A 14217-nucleotide genomic window follows, 5' to 3' on the forward strand; every position below is an offset into this window, starting at 1 on the left:
CCGCTGTTGATCGCCCGACAAGGGGACCTTCGACGGGGGGCAGCGCGCACGCACGCCTGCGGCCGCTGGTCACTGCAGCAGCGCGCCGCGCACGACCCCGGTACAGACTGGCTGTCGCACGAGACCGATCGTGCTGCGTCTGTACCCGAGGTCGCTTCGGCGGTCATGTCGCGGCCTCGGTGTGGACTGGTCCGCCGATCACGGCGACGTGACGCATCTGCTCGATTTCGCTTGCTGTGCAGCCTATTTCACCGAGGATGTGTTCGGTGTCGGCTCCGAGTGCAGGTACCGGCCCCATGGGCGCCTCGTAGTCGGCGATCACCGCCGGCGGCAGAAGAGACGGGATGGGGCCCGCTGGGGTCTCGATGTCGCGCCAGCGGTTGCGCTGTGTCAGTTGTGGGTGGGCGATGACTTCGCTGGGGCGGTTGTAGCGGGCGTTGCCGATTCCCGCTTCGTCGGCGATGCGCTGGATGTCGGCCAGGTCGTGGCGGGTGCACCAGGCGGCGATGGCGGCATCGAGTTCGGCGCGATGGCTGGTGCGGCCGGGGTTGGTGCGGAATCGGTTGTCGGCAGCCAGGTCCGGGCGTTGCAGGATGGTGGTCGCCAGGCGCTGCCATTCGCGGTCATTGGTGGTGCCGAGGACGACGGTGTGGCCGTCGGCGGTCGGGTAGGCGCCGTACGGGGCGACGGCGGGAGAGCTCATGCCGAGGGGTTCCTGATCCACTCCGGCGTGCCGAGCGTAGGTGAGGTGGTAACCCATCAATTCGGCCATGGTGTCGAACAGGCTGATGCCGATCCTCGCGCCCTCGCCGCTCGCCAAGTGGTCGAGGCGCGCGGGCCCGCCGGCGTCTCGACGGTACAGACACATCATGATCGAGAGCGCGGCGTACAGCCCGGTGGTCGCATCCGCCACGGGTGGACCGGGTTTGGCGGGTTGTCCAGCTGTCCCGGTCACCGCGCAGACTCCCGCCTCGGCTTGCACCAGCAGGTCGTAGGCGCGTTTGTGCGACAGCGGCCCGTCCCGGCCGAACCCGTCGATCTCGACCGCGACGAGCGAGGGATAGCGGGCGGCGAGCTCCTCGGGCGACAGACCGAGCCGGGCGGTAGCGCCCGGCGCGAGGTTGGACACCAGCACATCGGCACCGCCCAGCAGTCGATGCAGAATATCCAGCCCCGCATCGGTTTTCAGGTCGAGCGCCACCGATTCCTTGCCCCGGTTCACCCAGACGAAATGGGCGGCCTGCCCGAGCACCACATCGTCGTAATGCCGGGCGAAATCACCGCCCACCGGGTTCTCGATCTTGATCACCCGCGCACCGAAATCGGCAAGCACCCTGGTACACATGGGCGCCGAGACGGCCTGTTCCAGCGCGATCACGGTGATCCCGGCCAGCGGCGCGGCCGCGGGTGGGTCGACCGGTGTCATCAGATCACCGTGCCGCCGTCCACCGGCAGCACCTGCCCGGTGACGAAAGAGGCCGCATCGGAGGCCAGGAACACGAACGCGCCCGCCACCTCGTCCGGTTCGGCCCAGCGGCGCAACAGGATCCGGTCCAGCATCTGCGGCGCGAAGCGGTCGTCGGTGCGGATGGCTTGCGTCATCGTGGTCGCGGCCAGCGGCGCCACCGCGTTCACCAGGATCTGCTTGCGCGCCAGTTCTTTCGCCATCGACTTGGTGATGCCGATGACCGCCGCCTTGGCCGCCGAGTAGTTCACCTGGCCGAGCGTGCCGACGAGGCCCGCCGCGGAGGTGACATTGATGATCCGCCCGGTCCCGTCGGTGGGCAGGTACGGCAGCGCCGCCTGCACACACTGGATGGCCCCGAGCGCGTGGATGTCGAACAGGCGCCGCACCGATTCCCCGGTGGTCTTGTTCAGCATCGCCGGTGCGGTCACTCCGGCATTGTTGACCACGATGTGCAGCGCGCCGCCGGTGAGCGCGGCCGCCCGCTCGGCGGCCTCGGCTGCCGCGTCGGCATCGGTGACGTCGAAGGCGAAACTCACTGCGGTGCCGCCGTTTCCGGTGATCTTCTCCGCGACGGCCGCAGCGGCCGCACCGTCCAGATCGGTCACCAGTACGGCGGCACCCGCGGTAGCGAGTGCTTGGGCGACCGCGGCGCCGATGCCACCCGCCGCCCCGGTCACCAGCGCCGAACGCCCGGTGAGGTCGAACAGTGTCTGCGGCGCCATCAGTAGCTCCTCGGTAGGCCAAGGGCGTGTGTGCCCAAAAAGTTCAAGATCATTTCCTGGCTGACCGGCGCGATCTTCATCACCCGCGACTCCCGGAAGTACCGGGCAACGTGGTATTCCTCCGCGTACCCCATTCCCCCGTGGGTCTGCAGGGCGCGGTCGGCCGCGGTGAAGCCGGCATCGGCGCACAGGTATTTGGCCGTATTCGCCTCGCGCCCACAGGATTTGCCGCTGTCGTAGCGCCAGGTCGCCTGGCGAAGGACCAGTTCGGCGGCGTCTAGCCGGGCCAGCGAGTCGGCCAGGGGGAACTGGATGCCTTGGTTCATGCCGATCGGCCGGTCGAAGACGACGCGCTCCTTGGCGTAGCGCACCGCCCGGTCCAGCGCGACCCGGCCGAGGCCGAGCGCCTCGGCCGCGATCAGCATGCGTTCGGGGTTGAGACCGTCGAGCAGGTAGCGGAAGCCCTGCCCCTCCTCGCCGACCCGGTCCTCGACCGGCACCCGCAGATCATCGATGAACAACTCGTTCGAGCTCACCGCATTGCGGCCCATCTTGGCGATCGGGCGGATGTCGACGTGGGCACGGTCCAGATCCGTCAGGAACAGGGTCATGCCATCGGTCTTCTTCTCGACCTCGTCGTAGGGCGTGGTCCGGGTCAGCAGCAGGATCTTCTCCGACTCGAGCGCCTTGGAGATCCACACCTTGCGGCCGTTCACCACGTAGTGGTCACCGTCGCGCCGAGCCGAAGTGGTGATGCGCGGAGTGTCCAGTCCCGCACCGGGTTCGGTGACGCCGAAGCACACATGCAGCTCACCGGCGGCGATGCGCGGCAGGGTGCGCTGCTTGAGTTCGGTGGAACCGTGCACCACCACCGGCTGCATCCCGAAGATGGACATGTGGATCGAGCTCGCGGCGTTCATCCCGCCGCCGGAGCGCGAGACTTCCTCGGCCAGCAGGGTGGCCTCGGTGATGCCGAGGCCGTGCCCGCCGTATTCCTCGGGGATGGTGATGCCGAGCCAGCCACCGTCGGCGATCGCCCGGTAGAACTCGGTGGGGAATTCGTGGTCCCGATCGTGTTCCAGCCAGTACTGATCGTCGAACTTGCGGCACAGCTGAGCAACCGAGGAGCGGATGAGTTCCTGGTCCTCGGACAGGTCGAAATGCATGCCTTCGGGCATTGTTCGGTCTCCTCTCCTCAGTCGGCCGATCCGGACGGCACCGGCTCCCGGATCGTCCGTTCGGCGAGCCCGTCCAGCTCGTAGGCCTGCCGGGCCAGCCAGAACCGCAGGAAGTTGGTCAGCGAGTAGCGCAGGAACACCGCGGCACCGGTGACAGCGAGGGCCACCCCGCCCAGCGCCAGCACGATGGCGTCGCGTTGGGCCAGTGGATCGGTGGTGCCGTGCGACATCAGGTAGGCCAGCGCGGCGAGCACCGGCCCGGCCACCATGAGGACGACGCCGGTGCGCAGCCATAGTCCGGAACGGCCGGCCGCCGGGTCGGGGATCTTGAGTTCTCGCAGGTCACGGGCGAAACGGTCCGCGCGGGATTCGGTCATGATGGGTCACTTCCTAGATAGAGGGCAGCCAATTCGTTGCGGAGTCCGCTGTCCGGATGTCCTTGGCGCACCACGCGTCCGCGCACCAGCACGGCCGCGTGATCGGCGATGTCGAGGACGGCGGCGGCGAATTGCTCGACGACGAGCACCGCCACGCCGTGGCGGGCGATCTCGGCGACCTGTTCGTAGAGCCGCTCGACCACCAGCGGGGCCAGGCCCATGGACAGTTCGTCGAGCAGCAGCACCGCCGGGTCGGTGGCCAGTCCCCTGGCCAGGGCCAGCATCTGCTGCTCGCCGCCGGACATGGTGCCTGCCACCTGACCGGCGCGGGTGTGCAGGATCGGGAACCGGTCGAAGGCGATCTCCTCGATCTGCGCGCGGGTGCGGCCGGTACAGGTCATCATCCAGAGGTTCTCGCGCACAGTGAGATTGGGGAATACGCCACGGCCTTCGGGGATCAGGCAGACTCCGGCACCGGCCAGATCGCGGCCCGCGGCCCCGGTGACATCGCGCCCGCCCAGTTCCAGGCTGCCCGCCGTCAGCGGATGGGTGCCCGCGACCACGTGCAGTGCTGTCGTCTTGCCCGCGCCGTTGGGCCCGAGCAGCGCGACGACCCGCCCGGCCGCGACCTCGAGGTCGACGCCGTGCAGCACGGTGATCGCACCGTAGGCGGCGCGCACACCCCGCAATGCCAGCAGGGGCGCCGGGCCGGTCGTCTCGGTCGAGGCCGCCGTGGCGGCCGGATGCACGGTGGTCACAGGTCCCCCAAGTAGGCGGCGAGGACGGCTTCGTCGGAACGGATCGTCGCGGGCGGGTCGGAGGCGATCATCCGGCCGAGGTCGAGCACGTAGACCTCGTCGCAGACGTTCATCACCAAGCCCATGTCGTGTTCGACCAGCAGCACGGCGGTGCCCTCCTCGGCGAGTGCGCGCAGCAGGTCGCCGAAGCGCTCGGTCTCGGTGTGGTCCTGCCCGGCGGCGGGTTCATCGAGCAGGATCACACTCGGCCGGGCCGCCACCGCCCGGCCGACCTCGACCAATCGGCCGGTGCCGGTGGGCAATTCGTCGGCGCAGGCGTCGGCTACGGCGCCGAGGCCGAACCGGTCGATGATGTCGTCGACGAGCTGTCCGGCCCGGCGCCGGTCCGGCCCGAGTTCGGCGGCTACCAGAAGGTTGTCGCGCACGCTGAGCCTGCCGAACAGTTCGAGCCGCTGGAAGGTGCGCGCCATCCCGTGCCGGGCGCGGCGGGCGGGCCCGGCCCGGGTGACATCGCGACCGGCGAGGGTCACCCGCCCGTGCACCGGCGTGCGCAGGCCGCAGATCACGTCGAACAACGTGCTCTTGCCCGCGCCGTTCGGTCCGATCAAGCCGGTGATCGTGCCGGCTTCGGCGCGCAACGTCGCGGCGTCCAGTGCCCGGTTGCCGCCGAACACGACGGTGACATCGTCAACTTCCAGTAGTGACGGCACGATCGAGCACCTCCTCGTCCTCGGGTGTCCAGGGCCGCCGGATGCCCCACCATTCGACCGGCACTTCCGACGGATCGGCCACGGGCCGGTGGCGCACCGAACTCCAGATCCGCGCCGCCACGGTCGCGACGACGACGCCGCCGGTGAAAGCCCAGCCGTCGATCGCCTCGAGCAGACGCAGGCCCCACAGCCCGAGCACGACGAGCACCAGCAGCGGCGCCACCACCCGGTCACGCAGCATCGGGAACCATTCCCGGCGCAACGGGGCGATGGCCCCGTCCTTGAGCACGCCACCGCCGAAGAGGATGCCGCCCAGCGAGGGCAGCACCTGCGAGAGATTCAGCAGGCCGGGCCACAGCACCGGAATCACGTTCAGCGGACCGGCGAACACCAGGCCGGTGAACATGCCCGCGCCGATCGCGCCGAGCCCGGCGATGGTGACGATCAGGAAGATCGGCAGGCCGGCCACCAGGTTGAACTGATCCGGTGCCACTGCCTGCAGCTGCATCCCGTACAGCGCGCCACCCAGTCCGGCGATGGCCGCCGAGAGCGCGAACACCGTCACCCGCGCCAGCAGCAGGCTGCCGCCGAGGGTCGCGTAGGCGGCCTCGCTGTCGCGCAGCGCGATCAGCCGACGGCCGAATCGGCTGCGCCGCAACAGCGCGACACCGAAACCGGCCACCGCGAGGCAGACCGCCGCGAACACGGTGATGCCCGCGGTGGTCTCCACCTTCAGCCCGAACAGGTCCGGTCCGGCGATCGACACCGACCCCTGATCGAACAGCGCGATGCGCACCCCGAGGATCTCGAAGGCGGGCAGCGTGAAGATCCACCGGTCGAGCACGACCGCGAAGGCGGCGGTGGCCAGCGCCATGTAGACGCCCGAAAGCCGCAGTGCCGGAATCGCTATCACCGCGCCGACGAGTCCCGCGATGCCCATGGCCGCGAGCAGTGCCCACCACTGACCGTCCGGTCCCAGGTGCCCGTAGGCGACCGCGCCGATCCCGGCCAGCCCGAGCTGACACAGCGAGATCTGTCCCGCGAAACCGAGCAGCGGCACATACGACAGCGCGATGACACCCCAGGCGAACATGGCACCGTAGGTGATCAGATCCGGCTCGCTCAGCATGGTGGCCAGCATCAATCCGAGGGTGACGATCACCGCCGCGAAGGCCGCCGAGCCGCCGAGGGTTGGCAACGGCACCGCGCCCACCCGCCGGTCGCGCCCGCGCAACCGGCCGTGCGGGAACAGCAGCAGCGCGACGAACAGCAGCAGCGCGGGCGCCGCGAGCCGCAGGCCGGGCAGATACTCGTTCTGCGGCAGATACCCGGTCAGGTAACTCTCCAGCAGGCCGACGACCACCGCGCCGACGAACACCATCGGCAGATTGCGCAACCGCCCGAAAATGGCGGCGGTGTAGGCACTCACGATGAGCAGTGACAGCTGTGCCGCGTCCAGGGTGACCATCGGCGCGATCAGGATGCCGCCGATCGCGGCCAGTTCGATGCCGAGGATCCAGGCGATCCGGTTGGCCCGCTGCGGGTCGGCGCCGGTGAGCCCCACCAGGGCGCGGTCGTCGACCGTTGCCCGCATCTCCACCCCGGTTCGGGTGCGGTACAGCAGGATCCGCAGCGCGATCGCCACCGCGATCGCCACCGCGATCGTCAGCGCCTGGTGCCAGGTCAGCGTCACCACGCCCAGATCGATCGACGGCTGGTCGGGGAAGAACCGTGGCAGCGACCGCGATTCGTTCGGATTCCAGACCCAGCGCGCGAGCACGATCAACCCGCTGAGCAGCGCGATGGTCATCACCAATTTCTCGGCGTCGCCCAAACCCTGGGTCGGTGCCAGAGTCCGGCCGAAGAACAACCCGAAGGCCGGGGCGAAGACCAGCAGCACCGCGGCCAGCGCGAGCGGGACGGGCCAGCCCCAGCCCACTGACAACTGCCAGTAGACGAAGGCCGAGACCATGCCCGCCGCACCGTGCGCGAAGTTGAACACCCCGGTGGTGGTGTAGGTGAGTACCAGGCCACTGCCGATCACCGCATAGATCGCGGCGGTACTCAGGCCGACGATGCCGAAGGCGAGAAATTGCTCCATCAGCGGACGCGCTCCGTCACTTCAGATCCGCGAGACTCTTGCCGACCGAGGCCAGCGTCGCCGGCTGACCGAAATCCGCCTTGTATCGGTAAGGAGTGAAGCCACAGCGGTACAGCCCGTCGGTATTGGGCGAGAACTGCGCGGACTTCCACCCGTCCGGGCCCGCCTGCTGCACGTTGAAGCAGCGGGTCTGCTCGGCCAGCGGCTTGGACAGGTCGACCGGTGCCTGCAGCCCGCCCGCGGTCCAGGCCGTCTCCTTCGCCGCGGTCTTGTAGACGCAGGCGCGGGTCAGCTCGTCACCGCACGCGGTGGCCGATTTGGCGAACAACAGCCAGGACTGGAAGGCGCGCAGCACCTGGAAGGTGATGGTGCTGTCGGGGGCGTACTGCTCGAAGAGGTCCTTCACTTGCTGGACGGCGGGCACTCGGTCGGCCGCGTCCAGCGGTGCGGTGCCACTCATGTCGAGCACGTTGTTCTGTTGTCCGAGTGAGCTTTTCGCCGAGTCCAGGAACACCTGGTTGTAGGAGTTGGCGTTGGCGTCGATCCAGTCCAGCTTGTAGTTCATGCTGGTCAGCACGTCCTGCAGCTTCGCCAGATAGCGGAAGTCACCGTAGAAGATGAGGCCCTTCACCCCGGCGGCCTTGATGGCCTGGGCGTAAGGCGTCCAGTCCGAGACGCCCGAGATCGGGTACAGGTCGCTGTAGGCGATCTTCGCCCCAGCGGCGGCGAACGACTCGGTGAGCTTGTCGCCCATGACCTTGGTGATCGGCGAGTCGCCGTTGATCATGCCGATCGCGTTCTTGGAATCGGGGAAGGCCTCGTTGATGAGCCAATCCTGGAATCCGGTGTAGGGATTCACGTTCTCCGACATCGACGAGCCCGCACCCAGTTGCAGGTCCGAGCCGGTGTTGGCGGTCTGGGAGACCTGCGCCGGGAACTCCGGCAGCAAACAGCTGAGGCGGTCCTTGACGCCGAGACCGTCGAGCGCGGCGCTGCCGCCGACCAGGACGAAGTCCTCCCGACAGGCCTCGAGCGTGCGCTGGCGGACCTCCATGAGCTTGGTATCGCGCAGGTTGGCGACGATCTTGCGGCCGTTGATACCGCCCGCCGCGTTGCACCAGGACGTGAAGACCTTCGCCGCGTCGACGAAGTCGGGGTTCTTGGTGAAGCCGATGTCGGAGAAGACACCCACCTCGACCTCGGTCGCCGTCACGCCCTGTGCCTGCGTGCTGCCCGGTGTGCCCGACTTGCAGACATCGCTGAGCGTGCCGAAGTCGCCGGACGCGGCAGGGGCGGCCGGACCGCCCGCACCGTCCTCGCGCGCTCCGCTCTCCCGGCCGCACCCTGCCACCAGGAGAGCGACCGCCATCAGGGCGATGACTGTTCGCTGTGGTTTCACCGTAAATCCTCCTCCGTGAGCAGCCGCGGCATGGCGCCCGCTGCAACGGAAACTATCTTCTCAGAATCGGATAATCAATATCGAGTTTCCGGAGAGTATGAATCTTCCAGGTCGGCCGAGGCCGCTCGCCCGGCACCGACACCGGGCGGCCGAAGCCGCGTTTGACAGCGCTCGACCTGCATGGAAATCTAGTAGTCAGTTTTGGAGAATTACATTCTCACGAGAGGGAGTCCCTTGGCACACTTCACCAAACCAGCGGCGGGGAGCTGGACACAGAACTACCCCGAGCTGGGCACCGATCCGGTGGACTACACCGACTCCATCGACCCCGCCTTCTACGAGGACGAGCGCCAGGCGATCTTCCGCAGGACGTGGCTCAACGTCGGCCGGATAGAGCGGCTGCCCCGGATCGGCAGCTACTTCACCAAAGAACTGCCCTGCATCGGCTCGTCGGTCGTGATCAACAAGGACCGCGACGGCCAGATCCACGCCTTCCACAACATCTGCCGCCACCGCGGCAACAAGCTGGTGTGGGACGACTACCCCAACGAGGAGACCGCCGGCTCGTGCCGCCAGTTCACCTGCAAGTACCACGCGTGGCGCTACGACCTCAACGGTGATCTGAACTTCGTCCAGCAGGAGAAGGAGTTCTTCGACCTGGACAAGAGCAAATACGGCCTCAAGACGATCCGCTGCGAGGTGTGGGAGGGGTTCATCTTCATCAACCTCGACCCGAACGCCAAGCCGCTGATCGACTACCTCGGCCCGATGATCAAGAGTCTCGGGGGCTACCCGTTCCACGAGATGACCGAGGTCTACAGCTACAAGGCCGAGATCGGCAGCAACTGGAAGCTGTTCATCGACGCCTTCGCCGAGTTCTACCACGCACCGATCCTGCATCAGAAGCAGGCGGTCCAGAACGAGGCCGACAAGCTGGTCACCAGCGGTTTCGAGGCGCTGCACTACGCGATCGAGGCGCCCCACTCGATGGTGTCGTCCTGGGGTGGTATGGCTCCGCCCAAGGACCCGAACATGGTCAAGCCGATCGAGCGCGCACTGCGCAGCGGGCTGTTCGGGCCGTGGGATCGGCCCGATATCGAGGGCCTCGACCCGCTGCCCGAGGGCATCAACCCGGCGCGCCATCGCGCCTGGGGCATCGACGAATTCGAGATCTTCCCGAACATGTCGTTGCTGTTCTGGGCGCCGGGCTGGTACCTCACCTACCACTACTGGCCGACCGCGGTGAACAAGCACATCTTCGAGGCCAACCTCTACTTCGTGCCCGCCAAGACCGCGCGCGAGCGGCTGGCCCAGGAGCTGGCCGCGGTGACCTTCAAGGAGTACGCGCTGCAGGACGCGAACACCCTCGAGGCCACCCAGACCATGATCGCCACCCGCGAGATCAGTGAGTTCCCGCTCAACGACCAGGAAGTCCTGCTGCGCCACCTGCACACCACCGTCCAGCGCATCGTGAAGGAATACCGCAATGACAACGCCGACAAGTGAGGCCGCGACCGTGACCGAGCAGCAACTGCCCGCCGAGTTCGCCGATCTCGCGCGGTTCTCCGACTGGATCCTGCCGACCGAACCCGAGCGCTATACCAAGCGCCTGGCCTCCTCGATGGCGCAGATGCAGGAGCTCTACGACGCCGGGATGCAACGACTCGACGCCGCGCTGGACTACTGCGACAAGTACGACATCAACGATCTGCCCGACGAGGTGCGTAACCTGTTCAACCTGCTGCAGTCGGTGGTGATGGTGTCGTTCCCGATCGAGTGCTGGAAGCAGCCCCGGGTGCCGGACTCCGGCGCGGCCTATCTCGACATCGTCCACGAGCCCCTGGTCTGACCCATGGTGACACTGACACTGAAGGCCGCCGGGCTGCTCGATGTCGACACCGGCACGATCGTGCGGCCGGGCCTGCTGCGGATCGAGGACGATCGGATCGTCGGTGTCGGCGGCACCGAGGACGGCGAGGTCGTCGATCTCGGCGACCTCGTGCTGCTGCCCGGGCTGATGGACATGGAAGTCAACCTGCTGATGGGCGGACGCGGCGAGACCGGACTCGCTTCCAGCGTCACCGACGATCCGGCCCTGCGGGTGTTGCGTGCGGTGGGCAATGCCCGCCGCACCCTGCGGGCCGGTTTCACCACCGTCCGCAACCTCGGCCTGTTCGTCAAGACCGGCGGCTATCTGCTCGACGTCGCGCTGGGCAAGGCGATCGACGCGGGCTGGATCGAGGGGCCACGCATCGTGCCCGCGGGCCATGCGATCACCCCGACCGGCGGGCACCTCGACCCGACCATGTTCGCCGCCTTCGCCCCGGACGTGCTGCACCTGACGATCGAGGAGGGCATCGCCAACGGCGTCGACGAGGTACGCAAGGCGGTGCGTTACCAGATCAAGCACGGCGCGCAGCTGATCAAGATCTGTGTTTCCGGTGGCGTCATGTCGCTCACCGGAGCGCCAGGGGCACAGCACTATTCGGATGAAGAACTGCGCGCAATCGTGGACGAGGCCCATCGTCGTGGGCTGCGGGTGGCCGCGCACACGCACGGCGCCGACGCGGTCAAGCACGCGGTGGCCGCCGGGATCGACTGCATCGAGCACGGCTTCCTCATCGATGACGAGGCGATCGCGCTGATGGTCGAGCACGGCACCTGGCTGGTACCCACCACCAGGCTGGCCGACGCGATGGACGTCTCCAAGGCCGATCCGGCGTTGCAGGCCAAGGCCGCCGAGATGTTCCCCAAGGCCCGCACCTCGGTGCTGGCCGCCTACAAGGCCGGCGTCCGGATCGCCGTCGGCACCGACGCGCCCGCGATTCCGCACGGCCGCAACGCCGACGAGCTCGTCGCCCTGGTCGAGCGCGGGATGACCCCGATCGACGTGTTGCGTGCGGCCACCGTGCGGGCCGCCGAGCTGATCGGGGTCAGCGATCGTGGACGGCTGGCCCCCGGGCTGCTGGCCGATGTCATCGCCGTTCCCGGTGATCCCCTGGCGGACATCACCTGCACCAGGGACGTGCGATTCGTGATGAAAGGCGGAAGAATTCATGTCAAGAAGTGACGACCTGCTCGAGATCCAGCAGGTGCTCGCCCGCTACGCGGTGACCATCACCCAGGGCGACATCGACGGAGTGGTCGCGGTGTTCACACCCGACGGCACCTACAGCGCGTTCGGCGACACCTACACCCTCGATCTGTTCCCCGACCTCGTCGCCGCCGCACCGAAAGGGCTGTTCCTCACCGGGATTCCGGTGCTCGAGATCGACGGTGACAGCGCGACCGGCACGCAGCCGCTGTGCTTCGTCGACCACAGCACCCACGACCTGCGCATCGGCTACTACACCGACACGCTCGTGCGGACCGACGACGGCTGGCGGCTGCGGACCCGCCGGATGACCTTCATCCGGCGCAACGGCGACCACGACTCCGGTATCCCGCACGCCTTCGAGCGTTCCAAGGCATGACAGTGCACACCGGCCCGGAAGCGCCTGCCCTGCACGAGATCTCCGGATTCCGGGACGGTTTACGCGCGTGGCTCGACGACAACGATCTGACTCCGGCACCCGACGAATCCCTCGACGGCCAGGTGGCGCAGCTGTCGCGGGTACGGCGTGCGCTGTTCGACGCGGACTGGATGCGCTACGGCTGGCCCGCCGGGATCGGTGGTCTCGGCGGGCCTGCCGCGTTGCGCGCCGTACTCGGCGAGGAGGTCGCGACCCGTGACCTGGCCGAGCCGGGCATCTGGTCGATGATCGAGGTACTGGCGCCGACGATGATCTCCTACGCGCCGCCCGCGCTGGCCGCGCGGATGGTGCCGCTGTTGCTGTCGGGCCGCGAGCAATGGTGCCAGGGGTTCTCCGAGCCCGGCTCGGGCAGTGACCTCGCCTCGCTGAGCACCACGGCGACACCGCGCGGCAGGGACTGGGTGATCTCCGGCCAGAAGGTGTGGACCAGTCTGGCGCAGTACGCGGCTCGCTGTGTCCTGCTCACCCGGACCGGGCCGGGCCATGACGGCATCACCGCGTTCTTCGTCGACATGGACACGCCGGGAATCACGGTGCGCCCACTCCAGACGATGCACGGGGTGGACGAATTCGCCGAGGTGTTCTTCGATGACGTGGTGGTGTCCGGCGATCGTCTGCTCGGCGCGCCGGGTGACGGATGGCGGATCGCCATGGATCTGCTGCCCTACGAACGCTCCACCTGCTTCTGGCACCGGATCGCGTATCTGTTCACTCGACTGGAGAACCTACTCGCACAGGCTGATCACCACGCCGAGGACGACCGGGTCCTCGGCGCCGCCTACCTGGCCCTGCACACCGTGCGCTGCCGATCGCTTGCCACCCAGCACCGGCTCGCCGAAGGCACCCGGCTCGGCCCGGAGACCTCCGTCGACAAGGTCTTGCTCGCCGGCGCCGAACAGCAGCTCTTCGACCTCGCCCGCGACCTGCTGCCGGGAGCCGTCGAACTCGACGACGGCCCGTGGCGCACCGAATTCCTGTACTCCCGGGCGGCCACGATCTACGGCGGCACCGCCGAGATCCAGCGCAACATCATCGCCCGCCGACTCCTCGATCTCGGAAAGGAAGGAGCATGACCGCGGACTCCGGCCTCGACGCCACCGAACGGTCCCTGCTCACCACCGCGGTGCGCCGGACGATGACCGACCACACCGGCGCCGCACTCGCCGCCGCACTGACCGAACTCGGCTGGCCCGAAATACTCACGGCCGCACCCGAACTCGCCGGACCGGTGTTCTTCCGGCTGCTCGGCGAGACCGGCGCGCACGCTCCCCTGCTCCTGGACGTGTTCGACCCGGCCGGAGCCGATGCCGTGACGCTGCCGTTCGCGGGTGAACGGTGGGTGCGCTGGGACCGCGACGAGGCAGACGCACCGGCGGTGGGTACGCCCGCTTCGTCGATCCACCGCACCGATCTCCCGGTGCAGGCCGTGCCGACAGGTTCGACGCCACCCGCCCGCGTCCTCGCCGACGGCAGGCGCCTGCTCGGCTGGTGGTTGCTGGGTTCCGGGCACGCCATGCTCACTCTCGCGCGCACGCACGCTATCCAACGCGCCCAATTCGGCCGCCCGCTTGCCTCTTTCCAGGCCGTCCGGCACCGTCTGGCCGAAACACTCGTCGCGCTCGACGGCGCCGAGGCCGCGCTCCTGGTCGCCGATGCCCAGCACGGCGGCACCGCGACGGCATCGACCGACAACCACGTCATCGCGGCGCTGCTGGCCAAGGCTGCCGCAGGTCAGGCGGCGCTCACCGCCGCGCGGCACTGCCAGCAGGTGCTCGGCGGTATCGGTTTCACCGCCGAGCACGCCATGCATCGACACCTGCGGCGCGTGCTGATCCTCGACGGACTGCTCGGCAGTACAAGGGAACTCACGCAGCAGGCCGGTGCGACGATCCGGCGGTCGGGTACCGCGATCCGCATCGCGCAACTCTGAACGCACGTCCGGATGGCACTCACGACACCGAACCGCAGCTT

General features: G+C 68.2%; 14 protein-coding genes. 6 read left to right on the plus strand and 8 right to left on the minus strand.

All coding sequences use genetic code 11. The annotated features are described in order from the left end of the window. Positions 1–163: 163 nt before the first annotated feature. From ACFWO8_RS14055 to ACFWO8_RS14090, 8 genes are read right to left on the minus strand one after another with little or no spacing between them, the layout of a single operon-like run. Complete coding sequence (locus ACFWO8_RS14055; RefSeq protein ID WP_378949695.1) at positions 164–1426, minus strand: CaiB/BaiF CoA transferase family protein; 1263 nt, start codon at positions 1424–1426, stop codon at positions 164–166. Beyond that, the gene (locus tag ACFWO8_RS14060; RefSeq protein ID WP_378949697.1) at positions 1426–2190 is read right to left on the minus strand and encodes an SDR family NAD(P)-dependent oxidoreductase; all 765 of its coding nucleotides are present in this window, start codon (positions 2188–2190) and stop codon (positions 1426–1428) included. The genes ACFWO8_RS14055 and ACFWO8_RS14060 overlap by 1 nt, the downstream gene beginning before the upstream one ends. After that, positions 2190–3356 (minus strand): acyl-CoA dehydrogenase family protein, encoded by a 1167-nt coding sequence (locus ACFWO8_RS14065; protein ID WP_378949786.1) that lies wholly within the window; start codon positions 3354–3356, stop codon positions 2190–2192. The genes ACFWO8_RS14060 and ACFWO8_RS14065 overlap by 1 nt, the downstream gene beginning before the upstream one ends. 29 nt (positions 3357–3385) lie before the next feature. Then, positions 3386–3745 carry a hypothetical protein gene (locus ACFWO8_RS14070; protein WP_378949699.1) on the minus strand — a complete coding sequence of 120 codons (360 nt, stop codon included), beginning with the start codon at positions 3743–3745 and terminating at the stop codon, positions 3386–3388. Then, on the minus strand, positions 3742–4503 hold the full coding sequence (locus ACFWO8_RS14075; RefSeq protein WP_378949701.1) for an ABC transporter ATP-binding protein: 762 nt from the start codon (positions 4501–4503) through the stop codon (positions 3742–3744). Before ACFWO8_RS14075 ends, ACFWO8_RS14070 begins: the two co-directional genes overlap by 4 nt. Continuing rightward, the gene (locus ACFWO8_RS14080; protein ID WP_378949703.1) at positions 4500–5213 is read right to left on the minus strand and encodes an ABC transporter ATP-binding protein; all 714 of its coding nucleotides are present in this window, start codon (positions 5211–5213) and stop codon (positions 4500–4502) included. Before ACFWO8_RS14080 ends, ACFWO8_RS14075 begins: the two co-directional genes overlap by 4 nt. Then, positions 5191–7314, minus strand: a complete 2124-nt coding sequence (locus tag ACFWO8_RS14085; RefSeq protein ID WP_378949705.1) for an ABC transporter permease — start codon at positions 7312–7314, stop codon at positions 5191–5193. Before ACFWO8_RS14085 ends, ACFWO8_RS14080 begins: the two co-directional genes overlap by 23 nt. Positions 7315–7330: 16 nt before the next feature. Continuing rightward, the gene (locus ACFWO8_RS14090) at positions 7331–8713 is read right to left on the minus strand and encodes an ABC transporter substrate-binding protein (protein WP_378949708.1); all 1383 of its coding nucleotides are present in this window, start codon (positions 8711–8713) and stop codon (positions 7331–7333) included. A 234-nt stretch (positions 8714–8947) separates the two neighbouring features. On the opposite strand from ACFWO8_RS14090, the gene ACFWO8_RS14095 reads away from it, so the two are divergent. From ACFWO8_RS14095 to ACFWO8_RS14120, 6 genes are read left to right on the plus strand one after another with little or no spacing between them, the layout of a single operon-like run. Then, positions 8948–10219, plus strand: a complete 1272-nt coding sequence (locus tag ACFWO8_RS14095; protein WP_378949710.1) for an aromatic ring-hydroxylating dioxygenase subunit alpha — start codon at positions 8948–8950, stop codon at positions 10217–10219. Next, positions 10200–10562: a hypothetical protein gene (locus ACFWO8_RS14100; protein WP_378949712.1), complete on the plus strand. Its 363-nt coding sequence runs from the start codon at positions 10200–10202 to the stop codon at positions 10560–10562. The genes ACFWO8_RS14095 and ACFWO8_RS14100 overlap by 20 nt, the downstream gene beginning before the upstream one ends. Before the next feature lie 3 nt (positions 10563–10565). Beyond that, complete coding sequence (locus tag ACFWO8_RS14105) at positions 10566–11783, plus strand: amidohydrolase family protein (protein ID WP_378949714.1); 1218 nt, start codon at positions 10566–10568, stop codon at positions 11781–11783. After that, a complete protein-coding gene (locus tag ACFWO8_RS14110) occupies positions 11770–12186 on the plus strand; it encodes a nuclear transport factor 2 family protein (RefSeq protein WP_378949717.1) in 417 nt (138 codons plus the stop codon). Before ACFWO8_RS14105 ends, ACFWO8_RS14110 begins: the two co-directional genes overlap by 14 nt. Beyond that, a complete protein-coding gene (locus ACFWO8_RS14115; RefSeq protein WP_378949719.1) occupies positions 12183–13319 on the plus strand; it encodes an acyl-CoA dehydrogenase family protein in 1137 nt (378 codons plus the stop codon). The genes ACFWO8_RS14110 and ACFWO8_RS14115 overlap by 4 nt, the downstream gene beginning before the upstream one ends. Then, a complete protein-coding gene (locus ACFWO8_RS14120) occupies positions 13316–14176 on the plus strand; it encodes an acyl-CoA dehydrogenase family protein (protein WP_378949721.1) in 861 nt (286 codons plus the stop codon). The genes ACFWO8_RS14115 and ACFWO8_RS14120 overlap by 4 nt, the downstream gene beginning before the upstream one ends. Positions 14177–14217: the final 41 nt, after the last annotated feature.

Origin of the sequence: Nocardia sp. NPDC058480 (genome assembly GCF_042720495.1) — a bacterium.
In the GTDB taxonomy this organism is placed as follows: domain Bacteria; phylum Actinomycetota; class Actinomycetes; order Mycobacteriales; family Mycobacteriaceae; genus Nocardia.